Source organism: Thermococcus marinus (assembly GCF_055389025.1).
On the sequence record NZ_AP042417.1, the window covers coordinates 39,301 to 54,412 of the forward strand.

Annotated in this window: 17 protein-coding genes; 10 read left to right on the forward strand and 7 right to left on the reverse strand. The window is 51.6% G+C overall.

The window, feature by feature from the left end; genetic code table 11:
* The first annotated feature begins 32 nt into the window (after positions 1–32).
* On the forward strand, positions 33–1,775 hold the full coding sequence (locus ACZ5ER_RS00180) for a prenyltransferase/squalene oxidase repeat-containing protein (protein ID WP_050002643.1): 1,743 nt from the start codon (positions 33–35) through the stop codon (positions 1,773–1,775).
* 45 nt (positions 1,776–1,820) lie between these two features.
* On the opposite strand, the gene bpsA is transcribed toward ACZ5ER_RS00180, so the two are convergent.
* Complete coding sequence (gene bpsA, locus ACZ5ER_RS00185) at positions 1,821–2,876, reverse strand: N(4)-bis(aminopropyl)spermidine synthase (protein ID WP_464934534.1); 1,056 nt, start codon at positions 2,874–2,876, stop codon at positions 1,821–1,823.
* A 124-nt stretch (positions 2,877–3,000) separates the two neighbouring features.
* On the opposite strand from bpsA, the gene ACZ5ER_RS00190 reads away from it, so the two are divergent.
* The 3 genes from ACZ5ER_RS00190 (at position 3,001) to ACZ5ER_RS00200 (ending at position 5,152) form a co-directional block, all read left to right on the forward strand.
* Entirely contained in the window at positions 3,001–3,450 is a 450-nt protein-coding gene (locus ACZ5ER_RS00190) for a plasmid mobilization protein (protein ID WP_464934535.1), read from the forward strand.
* 91 nt (positions 3,451–3,541) lie between these two features.
* Complete coding sequence (locus tag ACZ5ER_RS00195; protein ID WP_464934536.1) at positions 3,542–4,501, forward strand: DNA adenine methylase; 960 nt, start codon at positions 3,542–3,544, stop codon at positions 4,499–4,501.
* 36 nt (positions 4,502–4,537) lie between these two features.
* On the forward strand, positions 4,538–5,152 hold the full coding sequence (locus ACZ5ER_RS00200) for a hypothetical protein (protein WP_464934537.1): 615 nt from the start codon (positions 4,538–4,540) through the stop codon (positions 5,150–5,152).
* On the opposite strand, the gene ACZ5ER_RS00205 is transcribed toward ACZ5ER_RS00200, so the two are convergent.
* Complete coding sequence (locus ACZ5ER_RS00205) at positions 5,149–6,105, reverse strand: DNA methyltransferase (protein WP_464934538.1); 957 nt, start codon at positions 6,103–6,105, stop codon at positions 5,149–5,151. The two genes, ACZ5ER_RS00200 and ACZ5ER_RS00205, sit on opposite strands and share 4 nt — an antisense overlap.
* 88 nt (positions 6,106–6,193) lie before the next feature.
* Between ACZ5ER_RS00205 and ACZ5ER_RS00210 the strand changes: the two genes are divergently transcribed.
* The 3 genes from ACZ5ER_RS00210 to ACZ5ER_RS00220 all read left to right on the forward strand — a co-directional run bounded on the left by ACZ5ER_RS00210 (position 6,194) and on the right by ACZ5ER_RS00220 (position 7,851).
* Positions 6,194–6,934, forward strand: coding sequence for an ATPase (locus ACZ5ER_RS00210; RefSeq protein ID WP_464934539.1), 741 nt, complete (start codon positions 6,194–6,196; stop codon positions 6,932–6,934).
* A gap of 62 nt (positions 6,935–6,996) precedes the next feature.
* Positions 6,997–7,527 (forward strand): metal-sulfur cluster assembly factor, encoded by a 531-nt coding sequence (locus ACZ5ER_RS00215; protein ID WP_050002642.1) that lies wholly within the window; start codon positions 6,997–6,999, stop codon positions 7,525–7,527.
* Between the two features lie 132 nt (positions 7,528–7,659).
* The gene (locus ACZ5ER_RS00220; RefSeq protein ID WP_050002641.1) at positions 7,660–7,851 is read left to right on the forward strand and encodes a ferredoxin; all 192 of its coding nucleotides are present in this window, start codon (positions 7,660–7,662) and stop codon (positions 7,849–7,851) included.
* Positions 7,852–7,946: 95 nt separating this feature from the next.
* Here ACZ5ER_RS00220 and ACZ5ER_RS00225 read toward each other — a convergent pair whose 3' ends face one another.
* Complete coding sequence (locus ACZ5ER_RS00225) at positions 7,947–9,119, reverse strand: nicotinate phosphoribosyltransferase (protein WP_464935229.1); 1,173 nt, start codon at positions 9,117–9,119, stop codon at positions 7,947–7,949.
* A gap of 97 nt (positions 9,120–9,216) precedes the next feature.
* Here ACZ5ER_RS00225 and ACZ5ER_RS00230 point away from each other — a divergent pair, with 97 nt between their 5' ends.
* Positions 9,217–10,005: an SDR family NAD(P)-dependent oxidoreductase gene (locus tag ACZ5ER_RS00230; RefSeq protein ID WP_464935230.1), complete on the forward strand. Its 789-nt coding sequence runs from the start codon at positions 9,217–9,219 to the stop codon at positions 10,003–10,005.
* On the opposite strand, the gene ACZ5ER_RS00235 is transcribed toward ACZ5ER_RS00230, so the two are convergent.
* Together ACZ5ER_RS00235 and ACZ5ER_RS00240 are read right to left on the reverse strand one after the other, a co-directional pair.
* Entirely contained in the window at positions 9,997–10,899 is a 903-nt protein-coding gene (locus ACZ5ER_RS00235; protein WP_050002639.1) for an MBL fold metallo-hydrolase, read from the reverse strand. The genes ACZ5ER_RS00230 and ACZ5ER_RS00235 overlap by 9 nt on opposite strands.
* Positions 10,896–12,197 (reverse strand): hypothetical protein, encoded by a 1,302-nt coding sequence (locus tag ACZ5ER_RS00240; RefSeq protein WP_464934540.1) that lies wholly within the window; start codon positions 12,195–12,197, stop codon positions 10,896–10,898. Before ACZ5ER_RS00240 ends, ACZ5ER_RS00235 begins: the two co-directional genes overlap by 4 nt.
* Before the next feature lie 220 nt (positions 12,198–12,417).
* Here ACZ5ER_RS00240 and ACZ5ER_RS00245 point away from each other — a divergent pair, with 220 nt between their 5' ends.
* Positions 12,418–12,888 carry a hypothetical protein gene (locus tag ACZ5ER_RS00245; RefSeq protein ID WP_464934541.1) on the forward strand — a complete coding sequence of 157 codons (471 nt, stop codon included), beginning with the start codon at positions 12,418–12,420 and terminating at the stop codon, positions 12,886–12,888.
* A gap of 215 nt (positions 12,889–13,103) precedes the next feature.
* Here ACZ5ER_RS00245 and ACZ5ER_RS00250 read toward each other — a convergent pair whose 3' ends face one another.
* Positions 13,104–13,244, reverse strand: a complete 141-nt coding sequence (locus tag ACZ5ER_RS00250) for a hypothetical protein (protein WP_464934542.1) — start codon at positions 13,242–13,244, stop codon at positions 13,104–13,106.
* Between the two features lie 332 nt (positions 13,245–13,576).
* Here ACZ5ER_RS00250 and ACZ5ER_RS00255 point away from each other — a divergent pair, with 332 nt between their 5' ends.
* The gene (locus ACZ5ER_RS00255) at positions 13,577–14,362 is read left to right on the forward strand and encodes a 4-phosphopantoate--beta-alanine ligase (protein ID WP_050002636.1); all 786 of its coding nucleotides are present in this window, start codon (positions 13,577–13,579) and stop codon (positions 14,360–14,362) included.
* 2 nt (positions 14,363–14,364) lie between these two features.
* On the opposite strand, the gene ACZ5ER_RS00260 is transcribed toward ACZ5ER_RS00255, so the two are convergent.
* On the reverse strand, positions 14,365–15,096 hold the full coding sequence (locus ACZ5ER_RS00260) for a helix-turn-helix domain-containing protein (protein WP_464934543.1): 732 nt from the start codon (positions 15,094–15,096) through the stop codon (positions 14,365–14,367).
* Between the last annotated feature and the right edge of the window lie 16 nt (positions 15,097–15,112).

Below are 15,112 nucleotides of genomic sequence, written 5' to 3' on the forward strand. Positions count from 1 at the left end.
CCCCCCATTCTCTCTTTTTTGAGGTGATACGCATGAAGCGGGTTCTTGTAGCGGTGTTCCTCTTCATGCTCACCCTCTCATCAATCCCCCTCGCGGGCGCTAAAATCGAGCCGTACCTCTACAATCCGACCGTCCCGGACACTGCCTTCTCTGTTATTGCCCTTTACGAGACCGGGAACCACGCCGAAGTCCTTGAGGGGTGCGAGTGGCTGATGGCGATAAGAACGCCCTTCGACTCGTGGGGCTACAAGTACGGAGAGGAGCACGAGGCCAAGTACACCGCCATGGCGATGATGGCCCTCATGAGGGGCGAAAGGATAGCCAGGGGAAGGTACAACGCGACCCTGAACAGCGCCGCCTACTGGCTCATCTACAAGCAGAAGCCGGACGGCTCGTGGGAGGACTATACTGGTACTGCCCTTTCCCTTATTGCCCTTAAGGAGTTTCTGGAGGGTGGCTACCTCGACGAAAAGCTCCCCGGCTTCAGGGAGCAGGTCGAAGAAGCCATCGAGCGGGCTCAGGGCTGGCTTATGGACAAAGAACCCAAGACCAAGGCTGAGGGGATATTCGGCTACATGGCGCTAGGAAAGAAGAAAGAGCTGAAGGAGATGGAAGCTGAGGGAGAGCTAAAGGCCTACAGGGCGTTTGCCCTGGCTTATCTCGGGGAAAAAGTCACGCTCAGTGGAGAGTTCAACTCAACGGTCGCGGTGGCGATGGCCCTCTACGCGACGAGAGATGAAAAATACCTGCAGGAACTCCTCAGGAGACAGCACTTCGGCTTCTGGGGAACGCTCCACTACCGCGCCCTCGACCTGGTCAGCGTTTCTAAAATCCGGGGCTTCAATGGCCTCCAGCATGAAGCATGCCCCTACATCTCGAAAATCACGCCCACAACCGAATGGGAGAAGGTCATCCTCGCGGATTACTACCTGACCTGCAACCTAACCCCCAAGTTGCCCTCAAACATCTCCGACCTGCTCCCCTGGCAGGTGGCAGAGCTCGCGAGGGTCAAGGCCGCTCTCGGGAAGGACTACAGCAGGGAAGTCAGTTACCTCCTCTCAATGGGCAAAAACGGAGTCTGGAAGGACTTCTATAACACCGAATACGTCGTCTGGGTGCTTAAGACACTCAACGTTAGCTACGACTACGAGCTTTCGCTCCGCTACCTCAGCGAGAACCTTACATGGATGCTCACCACTGCCGACCCCCGAACAGGAAACCCCGTCTACTACAACACCCCCACCTACTACTTCGCTTACGCGGTTATCGTCTTCAAAGAATTCGGAATGGAGAATGAGCTAAACGAGACCCTTGAAGTCCTGAAGGAGAGGCAATACCCGAATGGGGCGTTCCCGTACACCCAGGGTTCGGTGGCGGGAATTACCTCAACGGCGAAGGCCGTCTGGGCGCTCCAGGAGGCGGGGCTTACTGAGAGCCAGATGTACGAGAAGGGCGTCCAGTTCCTCAGAGACCTGCTCTACGCCGAGATACCGAAGCCTGAGGTGAGTGGAGACGCCGTGAAGCTGGCCAACGCGACGTTCATTCTCGTGAAGGACGCGCTGTACATCGGCAATTCAACTGACAGCGCGGAAGTCGGCGGCCTGGACGGTTACGTCGTGATATATCCTTCACAGCACCCGCTCTCAATAACCGCAAAAAAGGTAAGCGGATTCAAGGCAGTTGCCATGGAGCATGGGAAGAGCACAAACTACACATACGTCGCCGTTGCAGTTGTACTGATTTTGATAGCAGTGGCAGTCTGGAAGAAACGCTGATTTCGCTTATTTTTCTCCAATTTAAGAGAAAAGGAACAGGAAAAATCAGGTGGTCGAGGCTTCCTCGTCGTTGTAGAGCTCGTCGCCGACGGTAATCCTCTCCTCGAAGCCCTTCGAGCCCTCAAGCGTCTGAATCCTGAACATGTAGCTCTTGTACCAGTTGTAGGACGGCTTGACCTTGACCGGGAGGAGCTTCCAGGCGCGGGTCTCTTCCTCGTAGCCCCAGTTGACGTACTCGTTGAAGTTCCTGATGATGTCGGTTATGACGACGTTGAACTCGTCAATGAGGAGCCTCTGAATCTCACGCCACTTGTTGAGCGAGCTCTCTCTCCTGGTTATGCCGAAGTAACCGGCGCAGCCGGGACCTTTGAGCGTCGCTATGCCCCTTCCAACGAAGGCCCTTATGGCCTCGACGGTCTCGGGCGGGTCGGTGATGAAGGTGTCGAACTTGTGGAGCGCGTAGTCCGGGAGCGGCTCGCGGAGGTCGAAGGTGAACATCTCGATGTTCTCGTAGCCGAGCTCGTCGGCGGTCTTCTCGATGAACTTGACGAGGCGCTCGTCTATGTCGAGGACCGCTATCCTCTTCGGAAGGCCGCTGAGCATGAGGGCTATGCTGGTGAGGTCGTCGTCGCCCAGGACGAAGACCTCCTTGTTCTCAAGGTCGCCGCGTGTGTGCATGAGGGCTATCCTGGCGACGGTGGTCTCAGGGGTGACGTAGGCCTGGTCGAAGTCGTGCTTGGGCTGCGGCCTGTCCTTGACTATCTCCTTGAACTCCTCAAGGAGGTCGCTGAAAGCTGAGAGCTCGACGGTCTTGCCCTGGCAGTGGGAGCAGGTGTAGTCCCTCCTCGGTCCGATTCCATACTTCTCTACCAGACTCTTTCCGCTCTCGGTGAGAACGACGTTCGGGCCGTCGAAGGCCACGTAGCCGAGCTCGTGAAGGGCGGTGATGACCGCGACCACGAGCGGAAGCGGCTCCTCGCTGAGGTCAACGATGCGCCAGACGTCTCCGCTCGCCATGATGGCGCTCAGAACGTTCTCAATCGTCCTCTCGTAAACGGGAATGCTCGTCTTCTCCTTAACCCTCTCCACTATCTCCCTCATTATGAATCCCTCCAGAAGGATTTTTTGTTCGTAAACGGGGTTAGGGTGGGCCTCTTTTAAGGTTTTCTCAAAAAGACTATGCTTATAAAAACACTAAAAATATATCTTCGAGGGGTGCGACAAAATGTTTAGAAGCATTATCGAGAAGTTAATATACCTTCAGGCACCTACCACACGTAAACTTAAGATTCCTCTTGCGGGCGTGAGTGCATTCGAAGCTGTCTTAAAATCTGAGGAGATTTCAAGCTCTGCACTCGCTATTGAGATTGCCGTGGCAGAATTCTCCAAATATTCTAAAGGAAACCCTCAGGTAATTTCTGATTTCAAGAAAATTCTTATTAAGGAGTTTTCAGGGTTAGACACTCCTAAATTGATCAAGAAAAAAGCTAAGGTTCTCAAAGAAATATGGGAAATTGAAGCTAGAACGTTAGCTGCCAAAAACAAGCGGAATAAGTGGTTATCAATACGCGTTACTGAAGAGGAGTACGAGACTATTTCTAAGCAAGCACAGGAGGAGGGGTTGGATATATCTAACTACATTCGAAAGAGATTGGGTCTCGGATATAAATCATGAACATTATGTTGCACCAAAAATATTATATTTATGTTGCACGCAATTTTATCGAATGCCTTATTAGGGCATGGCCCAAATAATAGCTAGGAGGATGTACTCGATGGCAGAACCTATCCTTAAATGGGCCGGGGGAAAGAGGCAGATACTCCATGAAATCGTTGCGCTAATGCCGGAGGACTTTAGAAATAGGGCGTTCCATGAACCCTTTTTTGGCGGCGGTGCGGTTACTTTCTGGATGGAACCCAGAAGGGGGACTATAAACGACATAAATCCCAAACTCATAAACTTCTATGTGGTCGTTAGAGATCACGTTGACGAACTAATTGAAGATGCAAAGAAACACAAAAATGAGAAGGAGTACTTCTACAAAGCCCGTGCGGAGTTTAATGAGATAGCCAGAAAAGGATTTGAGATTCCAAATATCAGACTCGCGAGCCTGCTTTTGTACTTAAATAAAACTGCCTTCAATGGTTTATATCGTGAGAATAGAAAAGGAGAGTTTAATGTTCCTTTTGGTAGATACAAAAACCCTAAGATAGTGGATGAAGAGCGACTCAGAAAGGCTAGTGAAGTTTTGAAGAAGCTCGATATTTACAACGAAGACTTCACTTATATCTTGAGAGTTGCCAAGCCTGGAGACTTGGTTTATTTTGATCCTCCATATCACCCGGTTTCAGAAACTGCTAGTTTTACTAGCTATTCGAAGGAAGATTTCAGCAAAGAAGACCAGGAGCGCCTTAGAGATGTTTGCCTTGAGCTCCATGAGAAAGGGGTTTACTTTATCCTGAGCAACTCCTATGTAAAGCCAGTTCGTGAGCTGTATGAGGGGATAGAAGGGTTTGAGATACTCAAGATCTACGCAAAGAGGCCAATAAACTCAAAAGCCGATCGCAGGGGAGAAGTTCCAGAGATGCTTGTTACGAATGTTCCTAAAGAATTCCGAATAGGAAGGGAGAGAGCTAAGCTCTTTCTTAGTAATGGCAGATCTAAGGTTTTTATGGCCTCTAAATCCATTGTTGATTATTTGACCGTTGCAGAGCGATCTGTTTAAAAAGTTCCGCCTTTGTTTTGTTATTTGGTGAAGTCCGTGAAAGTGGATGAAGTTTTTGGAATAGTCAAAGAGTTAAGACCCGCGGAAATAAAGGAAACTCCAAAGACCCGACGAGTTATCAAGGAAGGGGGGAGAGCCCTGCTGTACTCTGGTTCCAATGGAACCAAGATCTACATTGTTAGAACGGACAGAATATGCCCTGGAGATTTCAAAGTAGTTCTCCAGCCTGAAGGAAGAAAAGAATTTGCCCCCACACATGTCCGGTTGCTCTTTGACCTGTATCTAAAGAGGATAAGCGATGAAAAGCATGCAAGGGCTGTATTTTTGGCATTTGAACGGATTAACCATGGGGAGGACATAAATGATGTCATACACAGTATTGGGAACATAAATTTCTCAATGGAACTAGATCCTCCTGACGTGACGGTTTTCTATGGTGCCCTACTTATGGCTGAGCAGGATTGGAATTATGGCGAAAAAGGATGCAGAGAAAGCAAACTTGATCCTCCCCGTGAGTTCCTTATGCGGTTTATACGATGGGTCGCACAGAGCGAATATGGAGATATAGACAAGATAATAACAACCGCCGTTCGAAATAGGCCGGCTCCAAAGAAATACAGCGTTTCTCTTTTCGAAGTTTGGAAAGATTAAATAACCATACTTTCTCGGAACTTCTCAATTTCCTCCTTTTTTCCGGGCTTCCTAAACACAAACAAATGCTCGTGAGCTATCAAATAGAAATCTTTTTTCCTCATTTTCCAGGGTTCTGTGCCTCGCATATGATGCTGAACCTTGATGATGTCTTCCTTCAATATGAACCCCACTTCTAAGAATGCTCTCATAACCCTAAATGCTATCGGAACATAATGCCTGTAGCGCCTGGTGTCTCCCATTAAAACAGCCGCGTATTTTCCAGGTTTTAGCACTCTGTAGAACTCTTTCGCGACTGTTTTCATTTCTGAAACAAACTCGTCTATAGATCTCACAGTAGATAAATCCCCTTCAACTAGGGAGCGTGCCCCTTTTGTATAGCCAATAATGTTGGCATAGGGAGGATGAGTGGCTATCAGGTCTATGCTTTCATTTGAGATTTTGTCTAAATTCCTTGCGTCACCGTGGTAGAGACATATCTCCGGTTTGACCCACTCAATTTCTTCCTGTAAGCCAAAATATTGGCTCAATGTAGACCGCGCTTCTTTTAGAGGATCGTACTCAAAATTCAACCGATCCCATGCCACCATTATGGCCTCATAGTTTATATCAACTCCAATTCCGTGTCGTCCTAAGAGTTTGCACTCTATTAGCGTTGTTCCGCTTCCCAAGAATGCATCAAGGACGACATCCCCCGGCTTTGTATACTGTAATATCAAGTTTCGTGGAACTTGAGGGGCCCAGTTACCTCGGTATTTGGCGTTAGCATAATGAGTGGCCCACTTTCCACGCTCTGGAAAGCTCCACACTGTCGTTGTTTCAAGCTTAAAGTTCTGAGGCTGAAATGTTTTGATTGGGATGGGTTTTCCAATCTTGATTCTTTGATTCTCTATAATGACATGATCGTGCTTTTTTATGAACTCTAGATATTCCTCGAATGGAACTTCTCTCATTTTAATCTCCGGGTTATTTTGGGAATAATACCAAATAACTCTTTGCCCGACACAGGTTTTATAAGTGTCCCTAAATAATGCGTCTTATATGATCACTCCTGTTGGAGACGACTTCGTCAAGCGCTACCGCCTTGAGTACAACCTTGAGGCCCTTGAACGGGTTAGGGGAGAAATTGGAGAGAAAGCCTATTCCCGCATGAAGGCCCTGATAGAATACCGCCTCTGCGGAACGGAGTTCGACCGCTCTCCGATAAACGTTAAGATTGCCCTCGCCTTCTCCGGCGGTTCTGACAGCACGGCCACGCTGAAAATCCTCCGCTGGGCCGGCTTTGAGGTTGTTCCGATTATGGCAAAGCTCCCCCAGATGAAGGAGCAGGTCATCGAGAAAGCCATGGGGCACGGCGCGGTTCTTGTGGAAGTCCCCGGCTACCTTGAGGCGATAACCGAGCAGATGAACAAGGGCGCCCCGATATGCGGCCGCTGTCACTCCATGGTCATGAAGACCGTTGAAGACTACGCGAGGAAGAACGGAATAAAAATAGTCGCAAGCGGCGACCTGCTGAGCTCCGGCCTTATCTCGATTTATAAAAAAGACGACTTGACAGTTCTAAACTTCCCCGCCTTCCTTGCCCTCGATAAAGCTGAGATAATCGAGCTAATCGGCGGAAAGTACGACCTCCAGTTCGGCTGTCCCCTCCTCTGGGAGACGTTCAGGAAGGCACCGGGCGTCAAGCGCTTTGCGATACAGCGCGTCCTCCGCGAGCTCAGGGCCAGGGCAATAACCCCGGAAATAGCGGAGGCCCTTATATTCGACATACTGTCCAGGTGATTACCCACTTCTGGCCCAAAAGGTTTAAATCTGTCGTCCTGAACTTCACACAGGTGGTGATTATGGTAACAAAGGAAGAGGTTGAAAACGTCATCAGGAAGGTAGTTGACGAGAAGTTCGTAAAATCCATCGAGGTCGACGAAAAGGGCAACGTTACGGTCACCCTAGCGAAGGACACCCCCAACATCGACGACGTTCTGATAAAGCTCCACTCCGAGCTTGGAAAGCTTGAGGGGGTTGGCACGATAACGATAAACCGCGAGAGGGAGGTAAAGGCTGAGGAGAACGTCGAGCTGAGCGAAGAGCTGGTTCTTGAGAAGCTCAAGGAAGTTATTGACCCCGAGATAGGCATCGACGTCGTTAACCTGGGTCTCATATACGAGGTAAAAGTAAGGCCCGACAGGACGGTTTACGTCAAGATGACTATGACTACCCCAGGCTGTCCGCTCACGATGTGGATTCTTCGCGCGGTTGAGGACAAGGTTCTCGAAATCCCCGGTGTTAAGGACGCCGAAATCGAGCTAACCTTCGACCCGCCGTGGACGCCGGACAGGATAAGCCCCGAGTACAAGAAAAAGCTGGGTCTTTACTGACCCACTCTGTCTTTTTATATCCATCTCTGCTTTCTTTCATGCCATTTTCCACAGATTCTTGTTTTGAACCGCCGGTTTTAGGGACGAAAAGTTTATATTCGTCGGACTCCACTTAAAACCGGTGATGCTGCCATGGCGTGGAAGGTTACCGTCGACCAGGACACCTGCATTGGTGATGCTATCTGTGCCAGCCTCTGCCCGGACGTCTTCGAGATGAACGACGAGGGTAAGGCTGTTCCAATAGTTGAGACCACTGACCTCGAGTGCGCCAAGGAGGCCGCTGAGGCCTGCCCGGTCGGCGCTATTACCCTCGAGGAGGTCTGAAGGCCTCTCTTTTTCCTCTTCATTGTTGAGCTGGCTTTTCTAGAGGTTCTAAAAAGTTTGAAAGAACAGATAAGGACTAAGAACAGAAAAAGAGCTCACTCCAGGCTCAGCCCGAACTTCTTCGCCTGCTCAAGCACGTACTCCCTTATTTCACGTGCCTTTGGTAACTCTGCCACTATTTCGCCGTTCTCGATGAGCGGCTTAAGGAGCGGCTCGACCTTGGCACCGCAGATCGGGCACTTCTCAAGCTTTTTATCCGCCGGGACGCGGTGGTAGTGGCCGTTCTCACAGCGGTAGACCTGCTTCCTTCCGCTGAGCTTGCCGCGCTTGGTTATGGGCTTCCCTTCGACCTCAACTATGTCAAGCGAGAAGTCAACGGGCTTCGCCGAAGCTATGGAGCCACCGACGCCGAAGGCGTCTGCAACGTCCACTATCTCCCTTATTTTCTCCTCGTCGAGGCCGCCGCTCACGAATATCTTAACGTGCTCGTAGCCCCTCAGGTCGAGCTCCCAGCGGACTTCCTCGATTATCCTCCTGAAGCTGCCCCTCCTTGAGCTGGGAGTGTCGAGCCTCACCGCCGCAAGCCTCTCTCCAAGTGCTTCAGCCGCCATGAGTGCCTCGAACTTTTCATCGCAGAGCGTGTCAACCAAAGCCGTCCTCGGGACTTCGGGCTCAACCACTTCGTCGAAGTACTTCCATGCCTTCACTTGGTCGCCGACGGTGAGAATCAGCGCGTGGGGCATCGTCCCGACGGGCTTCTCCCCTATCATCTCAGCACCCAGGACACCTGAGACGCCGTCGCAGCCGCCTATGAAGGCCGAGCGGTCAATCATAGGTGCTATTGCCGGGTGCATGTGCCTTATGCCAAAGGAGTAGACAGGCTTGAAGTTCGCCGCTATCTTCGTCCTGAGTGCGGCGGTGGCTATTCCGCTCGCCTGGCTGAGCATTCCGAGTAAAGCTGTCTCGTAGATTCCGAACTCCTCGTAGTAGCCCTCTATCTGGAGCACCGGCTCGTAGGGGTGGAATATCGTGCCTTCCCTCATCGCGTAGACGTTCACGGGCAGGCCCTCAAGGAGCTTCGCTACCTCTTCGATTCCTGCTAAGACCCCCCACTTCCAGCCGTTTGGTAGAGATGTGGTGGTCACATCGGCGAAGACCTTCCTGTGGATGCCCTTCGCATCGAGGATTTTCTTCGTCCTGATGAAGTAAACGTCAGTGGTCTTTCCGGCTTTGATATCCTCCTCATGGGCGATGTAGAAGTCCCTCATATCGATCACCTGATTGAGAGTCCGTGCAATCCGATTTAAGGGTTTCCAATGGCAAACCTTATGGGAAGAAGCGTCGAAATATTAAACCATGACCGCGATGAAACCCATTTCCGAACTCATCTCCCTAAAGGGAAGGAGGGCCCTGATAACGGGCGCAGCATCGGGAATTGGCCGTGCAGCGTCCCTGAGGTTCGCCGAGGCCGGGGCAGACCTTGAGCTTGTGGACGTAGACGAGTTCGGGCTGAAGGGGGTCAAGGAGCTCGCAGAGGAGTTCGGCGTCGAGGTTAACGTCCACCGCGTTGACCTCTCGCGTAAGGTCGAGATTGACCTCCTCTGGGAAGCCCTGAGGGGAGGGGAGCCGGACATCCTCATAAACAACGCCGGCGTCTACTGGTTCAAGGAGTTCACTGAGGTTGACGAAGACTTTTATGAGAAAGTCATGGCGATAAACCTCCACTCCGTCTTTTGGATGTGTCAGCACTTCGTCCGGGCGAGGAAGGACAGGGGCGGCGTGATAATCAACGTGAGCTCCATAGAGGCCTTCCTGCCCTTTGCGAGGGGTTTGGTTCACTACGATACGGCCAAGCTCGGTGTAGTCGCCTTAACGAGGGCGATAGCGAGGGAGTACGGGAAGAAGATCAGGGCAAACGTGGTGGTTCCGGGCGGTATAGAGACGGAAGGAGTGAAGAAACTCAAGAAGGAAGCGATAATGAAGTTTAACGTGGAAAAGATGGGAATATCCTTCCACTTCAACGCCCGCCTCCCCATGGGACGCTTTGGGGAACCCGATGAGGTGGCGAGGGTGATGCTCTTTCTCGCGAGCGACCTGGCGAGCTACGTCAACGGCGCGGTAATTCCCGTGGACGGCGGCTTTCTGTCAACTTAACCTGAAGGGAAGCTCTACCTCTTCGCCCTTCTCGATTTTGTGGAGCTCCCTGCGGTATGCCTCAAGCGGCCTGTCCCCGACATTCACAAAGCCAGCAAACGTCTTCGGCCTCTTCTCAAGCTCGTCGAAGAACCTCGGATAGTTTTTGTCCCTCACGATGTGGTGGTCGAGGATTATCTTTGCCCCCGTCTCGCGGATTATCTCGTTAAGGTTCTTAACGCCGGTCTCCCAGCTCCCCTCGGCGCGCTTTCCAAGGTATGTAGGCGGCCCGCCGGTTATTAAGATGTCTGGAACTTTCTCAATTATCCACTCGACGGCCTTCCTGTTGAGGAGCTGGATGTCGCTGGCGTGGATTAACCTCTTCGAGCCGTCGTCTATAAGAACCATCACCACGAAGCCGAGCCTTGAGCCCTCGCTCCCGTGAGGAACGGCTGGCGAGAACTCCAGCTTAAGCCCACCGAGGTCGAAGCTCCTCCCGTCGGCGAACTCGATCTTTTTCGCTATCGGCTCAGCGTTCTTCAGGAAGGCCCAGGCCCTCTTCCTCTGGCTGAAGTTTATGTTTTCCTTGGGGTGCTTGGTGAAAATCAGCTTCCCGGTATAGATTTCTCTCGCGTACTCCTCGCTGGAGCTCTCGTAGAGGCCTTCAAAGAACGGCGTGTGGTGGTCGTAGTGGTAGTGCGAGATTGCAACAACGTCCGCCTTCCTCGCGTAGGCCTGGACTTTCTTTCTCATCTTCTGCAGGGCCTCAAGCTCGATTTTCGCTGGCGGGAGGCCGTAGCGCTTCGGCCCAAGGGCAACGCCTGGGTCTATGATGATTTTTACCCCTGCGGCTTCAACGAAGGTCGCGAGACTCCTAACGCCGAGGCTCTCAGAGGCGAGCGGGACGACCCTCATCCGATTCCCTCCCAAAGCAACACTTCGACACCATCGCCTCCAAGGTACTCCCTGAGCGTAACCTTCCAGGGGGCCAGCGAGAAGTAGTACATTGGATCCTGGTATGGCACGCCTATTGTTATCTCGGACACGTCCCCCTTGAGAACAATGTAGTTATAGGCTGGATAGCCCTCGAAATACTTAAGGCCCTCCCATTTCTGTATGCCCGCATCTCCAATATCCACGAGAACCGCCGTGGTTCTCTCCCCAGTTATCAGCTCGACCGGAGAGGAAATGTTCATTAGTCTAATGTGGAGCAATATCATGTTGTCTCTGAAACCCGCATCAACGAGCTCGGCGTTTCCGTTGCCCATTTTCTTTATCATGACCGTGTAGCTGTTCCGGAACTTTCCGGTAGGGCTACGCTCCATCTCGGCGTATATCTCCTCCAGCTTCCTGCCTGCCTCATCGGAGGCCTTAAATGGAGCCATTTGATATGCTAGTTCAAACGACGGAAGCTGGTACACTCCAACATAGTAGCCGTCTCTGAGGTAACCCCCGGTCATGCTGTAAACACTCAGCATTTCCTCAAGTGATGAGAAGGGGACAGCCTTGGCCGTACCGGCCGGGAACCACCCTATCACCCATGTGTTCTCATTGGCCCTTAAGACCTTGAACTTGCTCTCTCCATAGGAGATATGGAAATACGAGGTCGCAAACCAGTCGTAAAGCTCCCAGTGGCCGTCGGGATAATGGGCCACCAGAAAGGCGTGTCCTATGTCACACGGGGGCCTGCTGGATACGAAGAAGTACTCCGCGGTGATGTTGTATATGAGGTTTATGCGTTTCATGAGGGCGTAGCTTACGAGTGTCCAGTCCGAGCACTTGCCCCCATGCACTACAGTATAAGAGGGCAGATCAAGCCTAGAATCACGAACGTAATTCACTCTGTCAAGAAGCAACATATAAGCGGTTCCCCGCACAAGCTCCGGTGTAGGGGTCTCGCCCATTCCCTCTATCAAGGCAATGCTTCTGCTGATGATATCATCTAAATACCTCCAGAGGACATCGTTGTTAAGGTCTTTCTCAAGCTCTTCGGGTGAAAACCACACGTAACCTGGCCTCTGTGAAGAGTTTTCCTGCTCCTCGAACAGGTCAGACAGCGATGGTAAGGACGGCCTTGTCACGTTGCCAGCGTTGCTCCGCCGGTACTCAATGAGCTTGACGGGCGCAAGGAAGAACCTTTCGAGCCCGCTTCCTTTATCCGGAATCGGGAGAAACGTAACGGCTACGTTGCTCAGCAGAAGAAAGATGAGCATCACCCCGATTACCGGCTTCAGTATCAGGGTACGCCCTCTTCCCGCCATGGTGTATTATAATTCGAACCAAAACTTCTTAATCGTTTTGTCTCGGGGGCCTTTAGATACGTTAGAGAGAACTTTTTAAGGGCTCGCGCTTAGGTCAAGTCGATGCACCGATGAGGAGTGTCATCCCTCCTGATGTCGAGATGATGACATTATCCCCACCTGAGGTGGTCTCATGCTCGGATTTTTGAAAAGAAAGAAGAAAGAAGTCCGCGGGCCCTTCGTGTACCTGACCGAGCCCACCTTCCTCTACCACACCCGGACGGAGAAGGCAATCCTCGAAATTATTGAGGAAAAACTTAGTTCAAACAACGTCCTCGTCCCCTCAGACTACGGCATGAGGGACACCAGCGACAGGATTAAGGAAGCTGAATACCTCGTTGCAGTTGCCCCGCTCGGGAAGTTCTCGTCCCTCGTCTGCAGGGAAGTCAAAATCGCGCAGGAGCTTGGCGTTAAAATCTGCACCTTGCTCATAGCCCGCGAGGGGAACGAGCTGGTCTACCTGTGGGTCGAGGGTATTCCTGAAGACGTAGAATGGCTCTCCCCTGAGGAGACTATGGAGTTCACCAAGACCTTCATCAACAGCGAGTTCATGGACCAGATAAAGCACGGCCTTATCTTCGGCTCAAGAAAAAGGGAGTGGTAGAGAAAGTTTCCAGCACCTATCACGACCGCCTTCTTCACTCTGTCCATCAGCCGCATACTCTGGTAAAAGGCACTCTCTTGTGAGGGCCAATCATAGTTCGGAACTCGTTCGCAGTGTAAATTCCATAGGGAAGGGTTCCAGATACGTTTTTGGGCCTAGAGTTGCCCACACCCATACACAACCCTTTCGGGCACAAAATGCTTAGAAAAGGAAGTTCAGTTGAATCCAACCTCTTTCAGAATCTCTACAACCTTATTAAAGGGTTCTGCAAGGGTTTCCTCGCTCCCATCTTCTTCCTTAACCCTTGCCTCAGCCTCCTCGAAGGTGCCCTCAAACACAAGACTTGCCTCAATCATTTCCAGCACCTCGATTTTATGCATGCGTTTATTATGGCGAAGTGACAATAACACCAAAGGTTATAAACTTTTCGTGTAAGCCATTTGATTTACACTGTCAATGGGGAGAAAGAATGTAAAAATGTAACAAATGTCCGACTAACACGCGCGTCGAAAGGAAAGGGACATTCCGCAATGTTATACTGGGGTGACACATCAAAGTACACTATCATTCGGCTACACCAGCGCCTTAAACCACCTGGAGAGACAATTTTCTTCAATGCCGCTTCAAACGGAAGAAATCTGAGAGAATCTTTTTATCCGGTTCTCACAATCCTCATCAGGTGATAGAAATGGTGAAGATACCCGAAAGCCACCCGCGCTACTGGAGCCTCTACTACAGGGAGAAGATCATCGAGGGAATGGGGAAGGGCATGACCGCAAAGGCCGGCCTCATTGCCCATGGCCGCGGCGAGGCCTTTGACTACCTCATCGGGGAGAGGACGATAGAGCCGGCGGAGAGGGCTATGAAGGCAGCTGTTGCGAAACTGCTCTTGGCAAAGCACCCGGTCATTTCGGTGAACGGCAACGTCGCTGCACTCGTCCCGAAGGAGACGATAGAGCTCGCCAAGGCCCTCAACGCAAAGCTTGAGATAAACCTCTTTTACAGGACGGAGGAGCGCGTTAGAGCGATAGCCGAAGAGCTCCGCAAATACGGCCCGGAGATAGAGCTTCTCGGAATTAACCCGACGAAAAGGATTCCCGGTCTGGAGCACGAACGCGGGAAAGTAGATGAGAACGGCATATGGAAGGCAGACGTCGTAGTCGTCCCGCTGGAGGACGGTGACAGGACGGAGGCGCTCGTGAAGATGGGCAAGTTCGTCATCACGGTTGACCTAAACCCGCTGTCAAGGAGCGCGAGAATGGCCGACATAACAATAGTGGACAACATAGTCAGGGCTTACCCAAGGATGACGGAGCTGGCAAGGGAGATGAAGGACTACAGCAGGGACGAGCTCATGAAAATCGTTGAACAGTACGACAACGGGAAGACGCTGAGCGACGTGCTCATCCACATAAGGGACAGGCTAACTAAGCTTGCCGAGGAAGGAATTTGGAGAAGAAAAACGCTGGAGTGAACCTAAAGCTCCTTTTCGGTCTTTTCCACGAGCTTTCTAAGCCCCACAATGAGTTCCGTCTCACTGCCGGCCTTGGAAACAACCAGCGGAACCCTCTCGCGCTCGGCGAGCTTTACTGCGAGCTCGTCCAGCTTCTTGACCCCATGGAGGACGACGACTGCAGGCTTGAGGCCCTGGACGCGGACGGCTATCATTGGACTCCTTCCGGTTGTTACCTTGGTGAAGACCAGCGCCCTCTCAGTAGTCCAGCCGTAGAGCTTGAGGAACTCCTCACTGCTCATTTCAAGGATTGCCCGTATGCTGTCAACGACTGTGTAGCCGTATATGCGCCTATCGAGGAGGTGCATGTTGGCGACGACTTCTCCCTTAACTGCTTCAACGATGTCCTTTATCGTCACGGGAAGGGCAAACTCCCTGATGTCGAGTATCGCATCAGTGGGAAGCTCACCCTCTATCGTCTTGCTGAAGGCGCGGATTACGTTCCCGCCGCGCTTCTCGTCTATTTCAAGAAGGGCCTCAACAAACTTCCTTATCGTCGAGGCGCCGGGGCTCTTCCTCCTTCCGCCCTCATAATCGCTGATGACAGAAGATGAGACGCCGAGGTAATCAGCAAGTTCGGTCTGGCTTATGCCAAAAATCTCGCGCCATTTCCTCATAGTCTTTCCAGGGTCAGCGGAAAGGGTTATCTCCCCAGCGATTCTTTTAGCGAGCGCTTCTTTCTCTTTCTCCAGCATGCGTGTGACTACTCGT